This is a genomic window from Nostoc sp. C110, assembly GCF_043099725.1.
In the GTDB taxonomy this organism is placed as follows: domain Bacteria; phylum Cyanobacteriota; class Cyanobacteriia; order Cyanobacteriales; family Nostocaceae; genus Nostoc; species Nostoc muscorum_A.
Genome location: NZ_CP171148.1, coordinates 5,049,970 through 5,067,349, shown reverse-complemented (window position 1 = coordinate 5,067,349; position 17,380 = coordinate 5,049,970). Strand labels below are relative to the sequence as shown.

Here is a 17,380-nt window from a genome sequence, read left to right as displayed (position 1 = left end):
AATCCCTGAATATAAGTAAAGTAGAAGGCTGGGATGATACAACCCCAAGGTCAAAATAGTATCACCTACACACGCGTTATTCATCTAAGTCACGTGATTGACATAGATATTCCCCAGTGGCCTGGAGATCCGACAGTAGAATTTGAAACTGTGGCTGAACTAAATAATGATGGCTATTACCTCCGACGTTTAGCCTTGGGGGAACATAGTGCTACCCATATCAACGCTCCTAACAGCTTCCATAGCTATAGTATGGGAATTGACCAATACCCCGCCCAATCTCTGGTTGTACCTGCGGTGGTCATAGATATTCGTCAAGCCACAGCCGTGAATTCTGATTATGCCCTGACTATTGCTGATATTGTGGCTTGGGAAGAAGAATACGGTGAGATTTCTCAAGGCTGCGTAGTTATACTGAATACTGGTTGGCAAAAAAAGTGGTTTGATAAAAGTGCATTTTTAAATCATGATGCTCAAGGTATTGCTCATTTTCCAGGGTTTGGTAGCGATGCAACTCAATTCTTATTGAAGGAACGGCAAATTGCTGGGGTAGGGATTGATACTCATGGTGTAGACCCAGGACAGGATAACACTTTTGCTACTAATCGCTTGGTATTGGAAAAACCGCGTATTGTTTTAGAAAATCTCACCAATTTGGATCAGTTACCACCCAAAGGTACTACTCTAGCGATCGGGATTCTGCGGTTGCGTGGTGGTTCTGGCTCTCCTGTGGGTGTCTTGGCGTTAGTGCCTTAATTTTTATATCGATATTTACTTCTCACACCAATTTTCTAAACTTGAAGATAACCTAGAAAGCAAGCAAACTTAGTATAGCTTTATCTAAAATCGTAGCGTTTTTAAACGCAGAAGAACGCAAAATAAACGCAAAGGTACGCAGAGTCTTGCCAAATTTTCTTGGCTTATTGTTTCTTTCTTTGTGTCCTTTGCGGTTCGTTTCTCATATTAGTTTGCCGCATCTTCATACAGAAGTTGTATTAGTACACAAGTTTAACTCGATCATCAGCCGGGGATTTTTAAGATGACAACTCCGCTATCTTGCCGCAATTACATCGATGGTCAATGGTTGAATGCTGTAGGGGAAGCAACTTTAGAAAGTCGCAACCCTGCGGACAAAACCGAAATCGTTGCCACATTTCCCCGTTCGCAAGTTAATGATGTAGATACAGCAGTAGCCGCAGCCCGTAAAGCCTACCGCAGTTGGCGCACAGTCCCGGCCCCAGCTAGGGCTGAATACATCTTTCGCGTTGGGGAAATATTACTCCAGCATAAAGAAGAACTTGCCCAGTTAATCAGTCGGGAAATGGGTAAACCCCTGACAGAAGCTAGGGGAGATGTGCAAGAAGGTATTGACTGTGCCTTTTACAGTGCTGGCGAAGGACGGCGACTATTTGGGCAAACTACACCGTCGGAAATGTCTAATAAATTCGCTATGACTGTGCGAATGCCTATCGGAGTTTGTGCGTTAATTACTCCCTGGAATTTTCCTGTGGCAATTCCTTGCTGGAAAGCTATGCCAGCTTTGGTATGTGGTAATACAGTCATCCTAAAACCTGCCGAAGATACCTCCACCTGTGCAACTAAATTGATTGAAATTTTCCAACAAGCAGGTTTGCCACCAGGAGTAATTAACTTGGTGCATGGTGTAGGAGAAGAAGCGGGGAAAGCTTTAGTTGAGCATCCCAATGTAGATTTGGTATCGTTTACCGGTTCTTCAGAAACAGGTGCTTTTGTTGGCGCTACTTGTGGACGCACTCACAAACGTGTCTGTCTGGAAATGGGTGGTAAAAATGCCCAAATAGTGATGGAAGATGCCGATTTGGAACTTGCTCTCGATGGTGCAGTGTGGGGTGCTTTTGGAACAACCGGTCAACGGTGTACGGCTACTAGTCGTCTGATTTTGCATCGTGATATCAAAGAAAAATTTACCGCCATGCTTTACGAGCGTACTAGTAAGTTACGCTTGGGTGCTGGCACTGATACCGACACAGATATTGGCCCAATTATCAATGAAAAGCAACTCCAACAGGTAAGCAAGTATTTGGATATCGCCCGTGAGGAAGGTGCAAAGGTTTTAATTGGTGGAGAAATTGCCAATGAAGGCTCATTGAAAAACGGTTACTTCTTTCAACCAACTATTTTGGATGATGTAACTCCCGATATGCGAGTTGCCCGTGAAGAGATATTTGGGCCAGTAGTGGCATTAATTGAGGTTAGTTCCTTTGAGGAAGCGATCGCAATTCTCAATGATAGCAATTACGGTCTTTCTTCTTCAGTTTACACCCGCGACATCAACCGGGCTTTTACTGCTATGCGCGACATCGAGGCAGGTATCACCTATATTAACGGCCCTACTATCGGCGCAGAGGTACATTTGCCCTTTGGGGGTGTGAAACAAACCGGTAACGGACACCGCGAAGCTGGAACTACTGCAATGGATGTTTTCACAGAATGGAAAAGTGTTTATGTTGACTTTTCTGGAAGTTTGCAACGCGCTCAGATAGATAACCGCAGTTAATTTAGTAATACAGCGATTTTCAGTTGAGTAGAAAAAAGACCTAACCCCCAGCCCCTTCCCTACAAGGGAAGGGGAGTAAGGCTTTTAGAAGAGAGAATCTAAATAGCACGCATTGGATTGCAAAATTTGTAGTATCCCCTTGACATTATGTAGAGTCTGTATTACATTTGTAGTATGAAAAGAAAAGCCTCCTCAAAGGCAAAACTAAAACCTATCAGAAGCTAGACAATTGCATAGATGCTACTGTTTGGGGCCGCGATTGGTGTTCGACTGCTCCGAAGCCAACAAACGGACGGTTGCAGGATTCGGGTTCAATTCCCGACGGCTCCATTTGCTTTGACTTCTATTGAAGGTTGCAATAACCTCACTTAGAGCATCGCAATCATCCGAACTTGGGTCTGTAGCTCTAACGGTAGAGATCCCGGATGTCACTTGTGCCCTGACAGAAAAAGCTTACATACTTGCTCAATGGTAGAGCGATCGTCTCTAAAACGATAAGTGCAGGTTCAATTCCTGCGGTGTTACCACAGCTTTTTCAACTTGCATGAGGTGTGAGTGTAACTCTCACAGGGAGGGTATCGGTTCAATCCCGATCAGATCCACTAATACGAATTCGTAATACTCGCCAAAAGCGAGAAGCAAGCTACGTAATTCGTAATTCGTAATTCAAACAAGAGGTGATTGGAATGGTTCATATTCGATTTGAAGGACGTTCTGTTGATGTCCCAAAAACCCAATTGGGAATTGCAGCAGGGATGAATGATGTGGCGGTGAAGGAGCGCGTTGCTCGGCATTTAGATGTGAATAGCGATCGCCTCTCTGCTTACGTAATCGATCGCCGTCCCAGTGGTGATTTGATCGTCCGCCCTGAAGCTGTCTATGGTTAAATTTCCTAGTCATCCGTGCCCCGACAGAAGAAGCATACATACACATTTATAACGGTCCTAAGGTAGTAAAGTTCGAGCGATCGAATAAGCGAAGCATGATTTCTAAGTCTCTCGCAGATTTAGCGTGCGTGCCCACTGCCAATATTTGGTAAGAGCGGCCGTAGCTGTAAAAAGCTTCTTGAACTTGCACGGAATGATTTAAGACTTAATTCCGCGCCCTAACTTGTAAAGCCTACACACTCCGGCAACGGAATGCAGGTTCAAATCCTGTCGCTCCCTTTAATGGGAGCGTAGCCAAATTGGTATAGGCAATTGTGAAAACTGCTTTGCTAACTTGTGCGGAATTTCAATTATTTGAATTGTATTTATCTATAACCTTTACTCAATACAGAGGTGAGTTCAATGATGTTAGCTAACTCATGTTTAATGACAACTCAATTAGTACAACTGCATTTAAACAACGTGAGATATGAGCGAACATCGTTTGAGCGAGATTGTAATTGAGCGTCCTCGCGGTGGAAGGAGAATTAGCCTCAAAAAGGTGACTGGCTTTAAGAAGCAATTATACAAAATCACCCAGGATGCAATTCAGGATGGATTGTTGAATCCCTACCTGATTAAACCAATAAATAAATCTAAGTATCTTTCAGATCATCTCGGCCCTCTGCGTCGGTTTTTGCGATCGCAAGTTGGACAGCCTTGGAATGACGTTTACAGCCAACTGTGTCAACGATTAGATCCCAGTACAATGGCAGGACAGCATGTTATCGGTCATGTGTGGGACTACGTTGAACGGTATGTAGAAATAATTGATGGTGGTTTCTATAGCAAGCCTTATCGAGGGTATCGAAGTCAGCTAGATACAAACCATCGCGATCGCTTCTATATCCATCCTGAAACCGGAATTCTTTGTGCATCTGAGAAAATACCTCGAAAGCAGAAGCAAAAGCAGGAACAAACTGATATTGTCATCATTGATAATTATCATCAATACCAGAAGCTAAACGAGATTTGGTATTTAATTACCTTTGAAGATTTGCCATGGCCACCCACTCATTATGTGAAGGATGCTGTCAAAGGTGTAATTCATCGTTCTGTGGCATATACAGGTCGAATGATTTACGCTGTTAGGAAACAGCAGTGTAATAAGAAAGAAATTCGATTTATTTTAAATCAACTTTCTAAAACCTAAATTTTTCACTTCGTGCCCTAACTGGATAAGCTTACATACTAGCCGAATGGTACAGGCACTTGACTGAAGCTCAAGCAACTACGGGTTCAAATCCCGTGTGTGAATCAACAGCTTTTTCGACTTGCACGAAGTGATCTTATTTCATTAATGATTGATGACAACTTCTCTTTCGGTCTTTTCTTCGTGTCTTTGTTGAGTTGCAAAAATTACTTTTTAAACGAACCGCCAAGGACGCATTCGCGCAGCGTCTCGTTAGAGAAGGACGCGAAGTTGAAGAAAAAGACAGAGAATTTCACATACTAATTAGGACTGCTACATAGTTATTGGCAGTTGTTGCTGCGCCCCGATCGCGGAAGCTTACATAACTCTGCATAAGTTATATCCAATGCTTCTACAACTTGCGCGGTGACTTGATCGCACCGCGTGCAACATCTGCCTCCTGCAATTTTGGATTTTAGGTTGCAATCCAAAATCCAAAATCTAAAATTCTTAGAGGAGGTTCATAATGAAAACCGCAGAACGCGATCTGCGTTTGGAAATGCTCAACAGTTTGCTGACAACTCCTCACCGCAAGCTTGAGCAAGTCGCAGAAATTCATCAGTTGATTGTTGAACTCGATCCCATTTTCTACGGACATTTGGCAGTCTGGTATCAGCGTCATGGTGATGTCCGCGACCATAAAGAAGTATTCCTAGCTTATTTACTAACCAGCAATTTAATTGAACACCGAGATGCTGGATTTATGATGCTGCAAGAGTTTCCTCCCTATCAGGTGGCTCGTGTGGTGGACTTCATGAAGCAGCAGCAGAATAAACTGCCTCGTTCCGCTCGCACTGCGGTACGGCGTTACCTGAAGACACGAGAAAGCAATCCGGCTCTATTTGATCGTGCTGCGCTGAGAGGTCGTAAAGCAATGAAGCACTTATATGCTTCACTGCACATCAAGCCAAATGAACGCGCAAATGCGATTCTGTTTGGTGATAGTCCTCCAGAGGGTTCCTTAGCAAATGTGCTGAAGCAGCTTGCTAAGGCAGAAAATGCTGTAGAACAGGCACGGCTGATTGTGGAGTTCAAAATTCCATACACGATCGCAGTTGGTGCAATCAATCAACTTACACCAGTTGTATTAGTGGCGTTAATCAACAGCATGACTCCACAAGAAGCGATCAACAACCTCAAGTCTCTCCAGACTAGAGGTGCAATGGATCACCCACAAGTGAAAAAGCTGATTGATTCCAAGCTGGAAGCAGCGTCTAAGAGTGGGCGTGTCTCAGCATTCAAAGCACAGATTGCCGCAGACGCAGGAGATTTTGACGCAGACACCGTTGCCCAACTGGAAAAGGTGACGAACGAACAGGTGAAGCGGCGTGGTGCGATCGCTCGTCCAACCGCTTTATTGGTGGACAAGTCTGGTTCAATGGAAAATGCGATCGCGATCGGTAAGCAACTCACTGCCCTAATCTCTGGTATCACTAAGGCAGAACTCTTTGTCTACGCCTTTGACACCATTCCTTACGCTATTACAGCAAAGGGCAAGGAGTTGACCGACTGGGAGCGTGCCTTCCAGCATATCAATGCAGGCGGTGGTACTAGCATCGGCTGTGCATTGGAAGCAATGCGTCGGAAAAAGCAGGTGGTTGACCAGATTATTGTGGTGACGGATGAGGGCGAAAATGCTGCTCCTTACTTCGGTGAAGTCTACAAGAACTACTGCCGGGAGTTGGCGATAATGCCCAATGTGGTGATTGTCCGTGTGGGTGGTCATTACGACTGGGTGGAGAGTCAACTAAAGCAGCAACAAGCACCTGTAGATACGTTCACTTTCGCGGGTGATTACTACAGTTTGCCGAACATCGTCCCACTCCTAACGCGCCCCTCTCGTCTCGATTTGCTAATGGAGATTTTGGATATGCCGTTGCCTGTAAGAGAGGATAAGTAAGTTCTAAAGTATGGCAATGTTTACCATTACAAATAGTAAGCATTGCGTACTTTGTAAAGTTAACTAACAGTAGCTAGGATTTCATCCCATGAACTATGATTACCAAAAGGTGAGGGAGGCTTGCTAGAGAAAGTTTCATCAAGAATCTGAAGACGTAACATATTATTTAGGTTTATGCGCCTCCAATCAGGAAGTTGACCTGAACTGCTCTGACCACCAACTTGATAAACTAAAACTTGTAGAACCTCATCCTTTAATCCAAGAGTATGCGGTTCTGCAATACGTTGAAAATTTTGGTAGTAAAACTCAATTAAATGCTTTTGGGTAATTGCTTGTTTTATAAGTTCTAATACTTTGGGATCGGGTACTGACAGTTCTGATAGTTTGCTATTGGCTAGTGGGGTTTTTAGAAAAAAGCTCTTCTTTGGTTTTTCTATACCTTTTATATTTTTAGGCTTTTGGAATCCAAAATTATCACCTGAATTTTTCTTTCTAGTCATGATTTTTTAGTACTTATATACTACTGGCACTATTAAATCTTTTTTTACCCAATTTTGCTAGTGTTCTGTGTCATTAATTTTGAAAGGTTTGTAGTGAGCGATTATCAGTCAATTTCAAGGGCTAGAGCTACTGACTACGAACTTTCACAACCTATAAAAACTAATGGCATAAAGGATTAGCTTTACTTTTGCCTTTTACCTGAAAAGTGGCTTTTGTATTGTAGTGTATTATTGTAATATACTGCGTGCCCCAACTCGTGAAGCCTACATACTAGTACGAGAGGAAAGGTAACACTGCTAAATGCAGTGGGCGTGTGTGAACGGGGAGTGCGAAGAACCTGGGAGGTAGGCTTAAAAGTAGCCATTCTTTAAAGAGTGTGTAACAACTCACCAGCGGAGTCCCTCTAGTAACTGAGAACACGCAATGCTCCACCAACTTGCACGCAGAATTATATTAATTCGTAATTCATAATTCGTAATTAATAAAGTCAGATTTTATAGGGTTGCATTGGTAGCCTTATTTTTGAAAAGTGGTATTAGTTATGACTAACATATTTAAGCTAATCAACCAAATTGCGATCGCAGAAGCGCAATTACATACCACCCAATTCCTTGCACCCTGTATCAAAGGTGGACTAGTTCGCACAAGGGTAGACGGGATGGTTTACACCTTCACGCCAAAGCCTAGTAAATTTGAAGGTTGGGGCATCTTTCAGCCTGTGAATGAGAAAACAGCAACGGTTGTAGAAGAAGCAGACTTACCCCAAATTGTGGAATATTTGCAACATTTTCCCCAAGTACGGTTGCGGTTAGCACACCAACTGCAAAAACAAACTTGGTTAGCATACCCGGTTAATGAAGTAGATATGCGTCAACGGTTGAAGGTAGTTAAGCCGATCGCAGTCCACCTTGTTACCGAGGGCGTTACTTTTGAGCAAATCATTGCCCGATGGAATGGGCAGTCTTGCTGGTTCGAGGAAGTCGATCGCCGTACCGATCCGGCAATTTCTGAAACTCTGCAATCTGCCGTCAAGAAACTCATTCCTGCTGAAGAATTACAGTTTAAGGGTATTACTCCAGAAATCCGCACAGTGTATGAATTAGCAACTCGGCGCATTGAGGGATTTACTCAACCTCAACAGGATGAAAAGCGGCTGAGAAAGGCATTGCAAATGGGTGGCGGTGAATTAAATCAATTTCACGATCGCAACGATTATTGGACAGTCGATTGGACAACTGCTGATGGTGTTCGCCATAGTAGTGCGATCGCAAAAACTGATTTGACTGTTGTTAGTTCTGGTATTTGTCTGAGTGGACGCGATCGCGATTTTGACTTGCAATCCTTAGTGGGTGTCATGGAACAACAAGAGTATTAATTACGAATTACGTTAGCGAAGCGGGGCGTAGCCCATTACGAATTACGAATTATTATGAGTATCTTTTTTCACGAACAGCTTTACCGCAGCAATGCTGTGATGGCAAAACTAAAAAATTATCCTGTAACAATTTGTGGCGCTGGAGCATTAGGAGCTAACATTGCGGAAAACTTAGCTCGGTCTGGTTTTGATAAACTTACAGTGATTGATCGCGATCGCATTGAGGAGCGCAATCTTTCGACTCAGCCTTATTACCGTTCGGATGTGGGAGCGTTCAAGGCAAAGATTTTAGCGAATAATTTATATCGAGCAATTGGTACTAAAGTTGATGCTAAAACAAAGGAGTTGACACCAACAAATACAAATCAATTACTCCAAGACAGCCAGCTAATTATCGATGTCTTTGATAACAGCGTGGCACGTCAAGCAGTGAAAGATTATGCTGAACAACTAAGCATACCTTGTCTTCATGCTGGACTATCGGCTGATTATGCAGAAGTGATTTGGAATGACGTTTATCGCGTTCCTTCTGAGGTTAATGATGATGTCTGTGATTATCCGTTGGCACGAAACCTGGTGATGTTAACCGTTGCAGTGGCGTGTGAAGCGATCGTTTCATTCATTGCGACAGCAGAACAACATAACTTCAGCATCACCCAGAAGGATCTGACTGTTCAATCTCTGTTTTTGTAGATTGCTTAGACGCTCTTAGCACCTTGTCACAGGCATCGCCCATCAGGATTTACCAAACTCTGCGGATTTAAGTAAAGAGCAAATAACAAGACATGCGGCTTACGAATTAACTAGCTAGATAGCTGTGCATCTTATCCTTATGTCTTCTTAGACTACCCAAAGCTTGTTGCTCTATCTGTCGCACTCGTTCTCGACTAATACCCATCCGTTGACCAATCTCTGCTAAAGAAAGTTCATTTCCATCTGTTAAACCAAAACGGAAAGTTAATATTTGTCGTTGCTGGGGATTTAATTTTGACAATAAATTTTGAATATTTTGTTGGAGAAACTTCTGTTCAGCGTATAATTCTGGGGAAAGTCCATTATCCTCCAACATATCTTGTAATTCTATATCTTTGTCTGAGCCAACTCGTAATTCTAGAGAGACAGGTTGACGTGCTAAAAGTAAATAATCTCGAATTTGTTTTGGATCTAAAGATAGTTCTTCGGCGATATCAACTGCGGTAGGAGTACGACCTAATTTTTGAGTTAGTTCACGTTGAATCCGCTTAATTTTGTTCAGCTTTTCTGTAATATGAATAGGCAAGCGGATAGTACGTCCTTGTTCAGCGATCGCTCGTGTAATTGCCTGACGAATCCACCAATAGCCATAAGTTGAAAACTTGTACCCCTTAGTTGGGTCAAATTTCTCAACTCCTCGCTCTAAGCCTAAACTTCCTTCTTGAATTAAATCGAGAAAATCTAGGTTATGTCTTTGATATTTCTTAGCAATAGATACTACAAGTCGCAGGTTAGCCTGAATCATTTTCTGCTTGGCTTCTTGCCCTTGATGTAGCTGTTGTAGCAGTGATTTTTCACCAATATTTATATTTTCAACCCACTCTTGTTGTGTTGGTTGACGTTTTAATTGAATAGCTAATTTTTCTTTCGTAGCTAGTAAAGCCATCATTTTTTGAACTTGCTTGGCGAAATTAATCTCCTGCTCATGAGTTAATAAAGGTATCCGTCCAATCTCGCGAAGATAAGCACGCACTGTATCAGCAGTATATAAAAGCTTATCCTTTTTATTACTTTCTTCTAGATACTTGTAAGATAGATTATTCATAGTTATTTGAACCTTCAAAAATATTTGTTGGTTTAGAGGATGTTTTAAAAGTCCTCTTGGTAGTAGCAAAACGTTTTGTATTCCCCTAAATCCACGCTACTTGCTTCGCTTTTTTCCTAATTTTACTTTTTACTCAGCACTCAGTAATGAGTAACTTAAAAGTCAAGAAATTTGAAATATTTTTTAGTTGTTGCTACGGGTCGTTATTTTGTTAAAAGCAATATTTTCTAAGTTAATAGCTTGATGTTACAGGAGCTTGTCAAAGAATTGAAAAAGTTATGTCTATCCAAATTCTAGCCCGTTCTAAAGTAGAGCAATACCTCTGGAACTGCTTCTACAATGACTTTGGCAGCATTGGAGACAATGGATTATGGTTTGATTTCACTATTTGCGATCGCAGGGTAACTGACTTGTTTTTATACCTTAAAAGACTGCGATCGCTTTTGACTAATCCTTACTCAGATTTTGACCTTTTCTTACGAAACAAACTAGTCATACTTAATCCAGTAACCAACAACCCTAATAATCCTAGTCCGTTCAAAATCGGGTAGATTCCCTGTAAACCCAAGATTTCACCACGATGAATCGAAAGTAGTAGACTACGTGGAACTCCAATGTTAGCTGACCACTCACCTACCAAGGTAGCTGCAATACCAGTTAACAATGTTACAGCAAGCGGTAAAGCCAAAATAATCGCCAGAGTCCGGTGGTATTTGCGAAATGAACGCATTATCCAAAATCTCCAGTGGAAACTATAGCAGTTTGCAACTTGATAAACTACAGAATTATTTGTCTCAAAGCCAGATATAAAAACTTTTTTTGGTGTCTCTTGTCTTTTAACTCCTGCTCTATGTTAGTTTTACCTCACTTAGAAACAGTGGCAATGTTTGTCTCAAGTGTTTGTAATCCTTTAAGAGATTTCGCTTTATCTTTTGCTTTTAGCGAACCCTTCACTTGGGTCGCAGCATCTTCGATGACATTATAGGTTTTTGAAGATTTAGTTTTGACACCATCCTCAACTTTAGACCAAGAATTTTCAAACTTATTAAATTCCTGTTGAGCTTTGTCAAAGTTTCCGCCTTGCACCGCAGTTTTTGTATTTGTAACGACACCGGCCAAAGTATCAAAACCTCCCTGCGTAGCACTAGGGGTTTTAGATCCTGTTGTCGCCTTAGTGGTTTCTGTGGTAGCAGGAGTTTGGGTGGTGGATTTTTGATCGCTGTTGCATCCTACCAATGTCAGTAAGCTAATTGCAGTAACAGGGATGATGTAGATTAAGCGTTTCATAAGACCTCTTGAATAATGATAAGTCGCCAAGAAATGACGGTATCCGCTACTATATCAGCTAAAGTTGCTGGAGATGTAGGAAGATTCTATGCTAGCTTTCTCTCTGTAAATGCTAAAGTTTTTTATACAATTTTTTATTGGTACGATTGTATCAAGGCTGTTTTTCTATATTAATTTGGAATTAATACCTCATTATTTTTGATAAGTAAGTTAGGTGTCATTTGTTACTTTATTTATAATTAAAAAGAATGTAGAATTAAAAATTAATTAGTGTGGGTCTTAAACTCACATATTTTTCCGCTACTCATACAGAATTTAGACTGAATTCTTTCTTGTTAAAAAGTCTTGCATAGAGTTGACAAATTCTTTTAACTCTAAAACTAAGTTAGTAGCATCTCTAAGCTCTTGCTCGTAAGCTAACTTTTCTAGTTTGTCAGCAGCTAGATACATAGCTGTGGCTCCAACGTTGGCACTAGCACCTTTAAGGTGATGAGCTTCTCGCGCAATTTGCCCAAAGTCATCAGATGCGATCGCTGCAATCATTATCTCTAAACGAGGTCTAACATCTTCAAGGCATATTTGCAATAGATTTAATTCAAATTCTCCATCATTTTCCGATATTCGATGCAAGTGTTCCCAATCAATTGCTAGGTCACTTGTGTCGTTGTTTGTGTTGGAAACTATCTGTTCATCAACAACTGGCTCTTGTTTTGAGAGGATAACGCCTGTCCAATGTTCTAGAGTGGCAGCCAATTTTTCTTTAAACACTGGCTTACTCAGATAGTCATCCATTCCTGCATTGAGACACATTTGTTGGTCTTCTTTCATAGCATTAGCCGTCATTGCAATTACCACAGGACGGCGACGCAGAGCAAAAGTGTCTTCTTGCCAACGATGAATTTCTTTTGTGGTTTCTAAACCATCAAGAATTGGCATTTGGCAATCCATTAGAATCAAATCATAAGGAATTTTTTCTAATAGCTGCAAAACTTCCTCTCCATTGGCAGCAACATCGGCTTTGTAGCCTAAACTCTGAAGTTGCTTCAGGGCGACTTTTTGATTCACCAAATTATCTTCAGCTAAGAGAATTCTTAACTGGAATTGAGTAGAGGGGTTAGGGGCAGAGGAAGTAAGAATGCTGGAAGTTTCTGTACTTGAGATTTTTGTGGTAGCGTCTAGCCTTCTTTCTTTAGACCCTTCTTCTGGTTGAGGCTGAGTTTTTAGAATATTCATAATGGTATCAAGGAGTCGAGAGGGCTTAACGGGTTTGACTAAATAAGCAGCAAATCCTATTTTGAGCGCCCGTTGCAATTGGGCACGTTGATTAATAGAGGTGAGTATAATCAAAGGTATCTTAGCAATTGCAGAATTGGCTTTAATTTGTTCTTCTAAAGTTATGCCAGAAGTTTGAGCCATTTGCATATCAACCAAGACGACATCATAAGAATTACCACGCTCACAAGCTTCCTGAATAGCAATGAGTGCAGCAGCAATACTGTCAGCTTGATCTACCTGCATTCCCCACCCGGTAACTTGATGATAGATAATTTTGCAATTAGTGGCATTACTATCTACCACTAACAAGCGGCGATTGTTCAAAAATCCGTCTTCGCTCTTGACCTTCGTGTAACGTGTCGCAGGCAAGAAGCGATCGCAGTTTGGCAAAACAGACTCAAGTTGTTTGGCAAAAGGCACCTCAAACCAAAACTTAGATCCTTTCCCCATCTCGCTTTCCAGCCCAATGACTCCTCCCATCAAAGTCACCAGTTGTTTACAGATGGCTAATCCTAAACCGGTACCACCATACTTGCGAGTGGTAGAAGCATCCACTTGGGTAAATGGCGTAAAAATTTTGTGTTGGTCTTCAGGGCTAATGCCAAGACCTGTATCTGTAATGGCAAAATAGATGGTGGCTGTTGTGGAGGAAAGCGATGGCTTTGCCAAAGGCGATCGCAATTCTACTTGCACTACGACTTCACCAACGCTAGTGAACTTGATAGCGTTGCTAATTAGGTTCATCAGAATTTGCCGTAACCTACTAGCATCGCCTTTGAGGTGGGTAGGGACGTTGCTATAAAGTAGTGCAGCAATTTCTAACCCCTTACTATGGGCTGATGGAGCCAATAATTCCACCACTTCTTCAACACAAGTGGATAGGTTAAAATCTAGAGTTTCGAGAGCCATTTCTCCAGCCTCTAGTTTGGAAAGATCCAAAATCTCGTTGATTAAACTTAAAAGGGCATCTCCACTAACTCGAATTGTTTCAATAAAATCTCGTTGTTCTGGATTTAAGGGAGTATCTAAAATCAAACTGGTCATCCCTAAGACAGCATTCATGGGAGTGCGAATTTCATGACTCATATTTGCCAAAAAAGCACTTTTAGTCTGAGAAGCTAATTCCGCTTGCTGACGGGCAATTTCAAGTTCTTCTCGCTGACGAGTTTCTGCTTTTAAAAGTTGAGCTTGGGCTAAGGCAATGCCTACTTGGTCAGCTATTTGCCGCAAGAGATGAGTTTCAAAACTAGACCATTGGTGAGAATCATCACACTGATGGACTATGAGCAAACCGCGAAGTTCTTCTTTGACCAAAATAGGTACAACAAAGTTGACTTTGACCCCAAACTGTTGGATTAATTTCAGGTCACTTTGTTGGACTTCGAGTAAATCTAACTCAGCCAGCCCTAAAATCTCTCCTTGACGGTACTTTTGTAGATAGTACTGTTGTAGGTATTCTGCTCGTAAGTAAGGGGCGGTGATATTTTGCTCTTTGATTTCTGGTAAGCCAGAAATTACTGCTTCAACAACGGAGGTTGCAGACTCATCTGGTAAAAGCTGATAGATTAAAACTCGGTCAGTTTGGAGAATCTTTTGCACTTCCTTGACAGTGATTTCGAGAATTTCTTCGATTTGCAAAGACTGGCGAATTTTGAGAGTGATTTCGGTAAAAAGTTGCGATCGCAAGTTTTGGCGTTGTAATTCCTCTTCAGCCCGCTTACGCTGAATAAATTGGCCCACTTGCTCACCAATAGAATTCATCGTGTTAACTAAATCTTGGTCAGGAGGTTTGATTTCACGATTGAAGCAAGTTATCACGCCCAGAATTTTGTTGCCAGTCCGAATTGGAAAACCGAAAGCTGCGTGTAGTCCTAATTGAGCCGCGATTTTGAAGTGAGGAAAATTCAGATCATTAACGACATCAGTCAGCCAAACAGCTTCAGAACTAGCCCAAACACGTCCAGGTAGTCCAATTCCTTCTATAAAAGTGGTTTGCCGCTTCAGTGCTTCAAATTCTTGCACTTCAAGGGATGCTTTATGCCAGATGGAAAGAAAACGCAGCACATTTGCTTGCTGATCGACCATCCAAATTTCACCTAAATCCCATCCTAAACTCTCGCAGATTCCTTGCAAGATTCGAGGGTTAGCCTCGTTGATTGTGGTAGACTCTGCCAAAACGCGGGTTGCAGCATATTGTGCAGTTAAATGCTGTTGTACTCGTTTGCGTAAGCGAAGCTCGTCGGAGACATCGGTAATATCAGTGCCAGTGCTAACAATGTATTCCACCGCTCCTTCATAGTCTTTTAAGAAGGTATTCGACCAAGCAATAAGTCGGCGACTGCCATCCTTCATTACCCAATGGTTCTCATACTCCAAAAAGCCTCTACCAGTTAGCAATTCCTGAAAAACTGCTTTAACTGATTCCATCTCTTCAGGAATTAGCAACAAGTTCCATATATACCTACCCCTCACCTCATCGAAGGAGTAACCCGTTATTTGCTCACAAGCCTGATTGAAACGAACAATTCGCCCTTGAGAATCGAGAACTATTACTAATGCACTGGCTGTATGAAGGACTGCTGAGATAAAGTTACGTTCTTGATTTAAGCTTTCTTCTGCCCTTTTGCGCTCTGTTACCTCATGATAAATGAAGTAGTAAACTACAGTCAGAACAATAAAACTTAGGCAAATAGCGATCGCAATTGTCACAGTTGTTTTGCGAGTCCAAGCTTTTGCTGTTTGTGAAAGTTGCTGATGCCGCTCCCTTTCCTCGTTCTCTATCTCATTGATCTCCTTACGGATATCATCCATGAGATTTTGACTTTTATTTGTCAGTACTACTTGCAACGCCGCCTCTACTCCCTTTTTTTGGCGTAAGTTGATAGTCTGGTTTAGTTCAGTAAGTTTATCTGCAATTAGAACTTCAAGCGTTGCAATCTGCTTTTGTTGGTTTGGTTGATCTGTACTTAAATTCTTTAGTTTGGCAATTTCTTGCTCGACATTGGCAAGTGATTCTTGATAGGGTTTTAGATAAGTTGGTTTTCCAGTAATAATGTAACTACGTTGCCTAGTCTCCGCATCCTTTATTTGAGACAGTAGCTCTTCTAAACTGTTGATTTTTTGAGAAATATTTTTTAATATACTGCGATTATTAGTAGATACTGTTGTATTTTGATAGGAAAATACACCAATCAAAACTAAAATTACCGATGCTACACCAAAACCTGCTGCAATCTTTTTAAAAAATTGTTTGCTTACCTTCTGTGCCTGTTTGCTTTTCTTGGTAACAAGTACCAAACTTGCTAAATTTCGGCGCAATTCCAGTTGCTTGATGACTTGACGGCCTAATGCTCGTAATGCCTCTATCTGCTCTGGAGTAAGTTCTCGTGGTACGTAATCAATCACACACAGAGTTCCTAGAGTATATCCTTCAGGGTTAATCAGAGGTACACCAGCATAAAATCTAATATTTGGGTCAGATGTAACCAGTGGGTTGGTGGCAAACCTTTCGTCATTTGTTGCATCAGGCACAACAAAAACGTCAGGCTGTAAAATAGCATGGCTACAGAATGCAAAATCTCGATGTGTTTTTAAGACATCTAAACCGACTTTTGACTTGAACCACTGGCGATTTGTATCAATTAAGCTAATTAAGGCAATAGGAGTCTGACAAATATACGAGGCTAAACGGGTGAGGTCATCAAAGGCAGCTTCAGATGGTGTGTCGAGAATTTTATACTCCAAAAGTGTCTCGATTCTCTGTATTTCGTTATTAGGTAATGGTGCTTTCATCCTTAAGCCTTATCTACATTCTGGGGGCTGGGGAAGAAGCAGGGAAATGAGGGAGATTAAAGGGGAGACAAGGAGATTGCCCACCATGCCTAATACCTAATATCCAATGCCAATGCCCAGGTCAATAAACTTACTTCAATTAATGACAATAGTTTAGTTAAAAGCGTTAGCGTAATTTCACTGAGTTCTAGCTGATGGATAAATTTGTCAAATGATTAAGTCTCTGCTGTATTTTTTGTGGGCTGGTTTATTTGAAATTGGAGGAGGCTACCTAATCTGGTTGTGGCTGCGCGAAGGTAAGCCGTTCTGGTGGGGCATATTGGGGGGAATTGCTTTAACTTTCTATGGGATTATTGCAACTCTTCAATCGGCAAATTTTGGCAGAGTGTATGCTGCTTACGGTGGTGTGTTTATCGCAATAGCAATGTTTTGGGGTTGGAAGGTAGACGGTGTAACTCCAGACCGCTACGACCTCATAGGAGCATGTTTAGCTTTAGTGAGTGTTCTCATTATCATGTTTGCACCCAGACCTTAAGTAGAACTTCTAGATTAATAAATTTTCTAATACCTGCTTTTCAGAGACTGACAAAAAATAAATTATCCAAAATTATTTATACATTTGTTTGGATAGCACAGATGTGCTATCTGGAGATGGGATGTTTCTTTTGCTGGAATTCCCTAAACACATAATAAGCTGACCAAAAATCGCCAAGGTTTTTAATAACCAGCCGAAGATAAGCAACAATCTGTATATCTCCCGCGTAAATGCGTAGAGATAAAGAGAATTCATGATAAATT

16 protein-coding genes and 1 tRNA gene are annotated in these 17,380 nt (G+C 41.5%); 11 read left to right on the top strand and 6 right to left on the bottom strand.

Annotation, left to right across the window (positions count from 1 at the left end):
- Positions 1-33: 33 nt before the first annotated feature.
- Together ACFFRD_RS26990 and ACFFRD_RS26985 are read left to right on the top strand one after the other, a co-directional pair.
- Positions 34-756 carry a cyclase family protein gene (locus ACFFRD_RS26990; RefSeq protein ID WP_114083167.1) on the top strand — a complete coding sequence of 241 codons (723 nt, stop codon included), beginning with the start codon at positions 34-36 and terminating at the stop codon, positions 754-756.
- 283 nt (positions 757-1,039) lie between these two features.
- A complete protein-coding gene (locus ACFFRD_RS26985) occupies positions 1,040-2,536 on the top strand; it encodes an aldehyde dehydrogenase family protein (RefSeq protein WP_392478607.1) in 1,497 nt (498 codons plus the stop codon).
- 240 nt (positions 2,537-2,776) lie between these two features.
- Here ACFFRD_RS26985 and ACFFRD_RS26980 read toward each other — a convergent pair whose 3' ends face one another.
- Positions 2,777-2,968 (bottom strand): hypothetical protein, encoded by a 192-nt coding sequence (locus ACFFRD_RS26980; protein ID WP_392478605.1) that lies wholly within the window; start codon positions 2,966-2,968, stop codon positions 2,777-2,779.
- 254 nt (positions 2,969-3,222) lie between these two features.
- On the opposite strand from ACFFRD_RS26980, the gene ACFFRD_RS26975 reads away from it, so the two are divergent.
- From ACFFRD_RS26975 to ACFFRD_RS26960, 4 genes are all read left to right on the top strand, one after another.
- Positions 3,223-3,423 (top strand): hypothetical protein, encoded by a 201-nt coding sequence (locus ACFFRD_RS26975; protein ID WP_012407952.1) that lies wholly within the window; start codon positions 3,223-3,225, stop codon positions 3,421-3,423.
- A 469-nt stretch (positions 3,424-3,892) separates the two neighbouring features.
- Complete coding sequence (locus ACFFRD_RS26970; RefSeq protein WP_392478602.1) at positions 3,893-4,615, top strand: hypothetical protein; 723 nt, start codon at positions 3,893-3,895, stop codon at positions 4,613-4,615.
- Positions 4,616-4,647: 32 nt separating this feature from the next.
- Positions 4,648-4,717: transfer RNA gene (locus tag ACFFRD_RS26965), tRNA-Phe, on the top strand.
- A 403-nt stretch (positions 4,718-5,120) separates the two neighbouring features.
- On the top strand, positions 5,121-6,554 hold the full coding sequence (locus tag ACFFRD_RS26960) for a VWA domain-containing protein (RefSeq protein WP_392478601.1): 1,434 nt from the start codon (positions 5,121-5,123) through the stop codon (positions 6,552-6,554).
- Positions 6,555-6,613: 59 nt separating this feature from the next.
- Here ACFFRD_RS26960 and ACFFRD_RS26955 read toward each other — a convergent pair whose 3' ends face one another.
- The gene (locus tag ACFFRD_RS26955) at positions 6,614-7,054 is read right to left on the bottom strand and encodes a WYL domain-containing protein (RefSeq protein WP_392478599.1); all 441 of its coding nucleotides are present in this window, start codon (positions 7,052-7,054) and stop codon (positions 6,614-6,616) included.
- A gap of 542 nt (positions 7,055-7,596) precedes the next feature.
- Between ACFFRD_RS26955 and ACFFRD_RS26950 the strand changes: the two genes are divergently transcribed.
- Positions 7,597-8,430 carry a hypothetical protein gene (locus ACFFRD_RS26950; RefSeq protein ID WP_392478597.1) on the top strand — a complete coding sequence of 278 codons (834 nt, stop codon included), beginning with the start codon at positions 7,597-7,599 and terminating at the stop codon, positions 8,428-8,430.
- Between the two features lie 54 nt (positions 8,431-8,484).
- Entirely contained in the window at positions 8,485-9,123 is a 639-nt protein-coding gene (locus tag ACFFRD_RS26945; RefSeq protein WP_392478595.1) for a HesA/MoeB/ThiF family protein, read from the top strand.
- Positions 9,124-9,229: 106 nt separating this feature from the next.
- Here the strand turns inward: ACFFRD_RS26945 and ACFFRD_RS26940 are convergent, their stop codons facing one another.
- Positions 9,230-10,228: an RNA polymerase sigma factor, RpoD/SigA family gene (locus ACFFRD_RS26940; protein ID WP_392478593.1), complete on the bottom strand. Its 999-nt coding sequence runs from the start codon at positions 10,226-10,228 to the stop codon at positions 9,230-9,232.
- 278 nt (positions 10,229-10,506) lie between these two features.
- On the opposite strand from ACFFRD_RS26940, the gene ACFFRD_RS26935 reads away from it, so the two are divergent.
- Positions 10,507-10,779, top strand: a complete 273-nt coding sequence (locus tag ACFFRD_RS26935; protein WP_392483263.1) for a hypothetical protein — start codon at positions 10,507-10,509, stop codon at positions 10,777-10,779.
- Here the strand turns inward: ACFFRD_RS26935 and ACFFRD_RS26930 are convergent.
- Positions 10,683-10,892, bottom strand: coding sequence for a peptidase (locus ACFFRD_RS26930; RefSeq protein WP_392483176.1), 210 nt, complete (start codon positions 10,890-10,892; stop codon positions 10,683-10,685). The two genes, ACFFRD_RS26935 and ACFFRD_RS26930, sit on opposite strands and share 97 nt — an antisense overlap.
- Between ACFFRD_RS26930 and ACFFRD_RS26925 the strand changes: the two genes are divergently transcribed.
- The gene (locus ACFFRD_RS26925; protein WP_392483261.1) at positions 10,843-10,986 is read left to right on the top strand and encodes a hypothetical protein; all 144 of its coding nucleotides are present in this window, start codon (positions 10,843-10,845) and stop codon (positions 10,984-10,986) included. The genes ACFFRD_RS26930 and ACFFRD_RS26925 overlap by 50 nt on opposite strands.
- 106 nt (positions 10,987-11,092) lie before the next feature.
- Here the strand turns inward: ACFFRD_RS26925 and ACFFRD_RS26920 are convergent, their stop codons facing one another.
- Both ACFFRD_RS26920 and ACFFRD_RS26915 read right to left on the bottom strand, forming a co-directional pair.
- On the bottom strand, positions 11,093-11,515 hold the full coding sequence (locus ACFFRD_RS26920; RefSeq protein WP_114083155.1) for a DUF4363 domain-containing protein: 423 nt from the start codon (positions 11,513-11,515) through the stop codon (positions 11,093-11,095).
- Between the two features lie 315 nt (positions 11,516-11,830).
- Positions 11,831-16,582 (bottom strand): GAF domain-containing protein, encoded by a 4,752-nt coding sequence (locus ACFFRD_RS26915; protein ID WP_392478591.1) that lies wholly within the window; start codon positions 16,580-16,582, stop codon positions 11,831-11,833.
- A gap of 211 nt (positions 16,583-16,793) precedes the next feature.
- Here ACFFRD_RS26915 and ACFFRD_RS26910 point away from each other — a divergent pair, with 211 nt between their 5' ends.
- Positions 16,794-17,117: a YnfA family protein gene (locus ACFFRD_RS26910; protein WP_114083153.1), complete on the top strand. Its 324-nt coding sequence runs from the start codon at positions 16,794-16,796 to the stop codon at positions 17,115-17,117.
- Positions 17,118-17,380: the final 263 nt, after the last annotated feature.

Bases quoted from the DNA above. Each gene is read 5' to 3' on its own strand.
- ACFFRD_RS26910 (WP_114083153.1), top strand. From the start codon at position 16,794: ATGATTAAGTCTCTGCTGTATTTTTTGTGGGCTGGTTTATTTGAAATT.
- ACFFRD_RS26970 (WP_392478602.1), top strand. From the start codon at position 3,893: ATGAGCGAACATCGTTTGAGCGAGATTGTAATTGAGCGTCCTCGCGGT.
- ACFFRD_RS26940 (WP_392478593.1), bottom strand. From the start codon at position 10,228: ATGAATAATCTATCTTACAAGTATCTAGAAGAAAGTAATAAAAAGGAT.
- ACFFRD_RS26945 (WP_392478595.1), top strand. From the start codon at position 8,485: ATGAGTATCTTTTTTCACGAACAGCTTTACCGCAGCAATGCTGTGATG.
- ACFFRD_RS26915 (WP_392478591.1), bottom strand. From the start codon at position 16,582: ATGAAAGCACCATTACCTAATAACGAAATACAGAGAATCGAGACACTT.
- ACFFRD_RS26935 (WP_392483263.1), top strand. From the start codon at position 10,507: ATGTCTATCCAAATTCTAGCCCGTTCTAAAGTAGAGCAATACCTCTGG.
- ACFFRD_RS26990 (WP_114083167.1), top strand. From the start codon at position 34: ATGATACAACCCCAAGGTCAAAATAGTATCACCTACACACGCGTTATT.
- ACFFRD_RS26920 (WP_114083155.1), bottom strand. From the start codon at position 11,515: ATGAAACGCTTAATCTACATCATCCCTGTTACTGCAATTAGCTTACTG.
- ACFFRD_RS26925 (WP_392483261.1), top strand. From the start codon at position 10,843: ATGTTAGCTGACCACTCACCTACCAAGGTAGCTGCAATACCAGTTAAC.
- ACFFRD_RS26960 (WP_392478601.1), top strand. From the start codon at position 5,121: ATGAAAACCGCAGAACGCGATCTGCGTTTGGAAATGCTCAACAGTTTG.
- ACFFRD_RS26985 (WP_392478607.1), top strand. From the start codon at position 1,040: ATGACAACTCCGCTATCTTGCCGCAATTACATCGATGGTCAATGGTTG.
- ACFFRD_RS26955 (WP_392478599.1), bottom strand. From the start codon at position 7,054: ATGACTAGAAAGAAAAATTCAGGTGATAATTTTGGATTCCAAAAGCCT.
- ACFFRD_RS26975 (WP_012407952.1), top strand. From the start codon at position 3,223: ATGGTTCATATTCGATTTGAAGGACGTTCTGTTGATGTCCCAAAAACC.
- ACFFRD_RS26950 (WP_392478597.1), top strand. From the start codon at position 7,597: ATGACTAACATATTTAAGCTAATCAACCAAATTGCGATCGCAGAAGCG.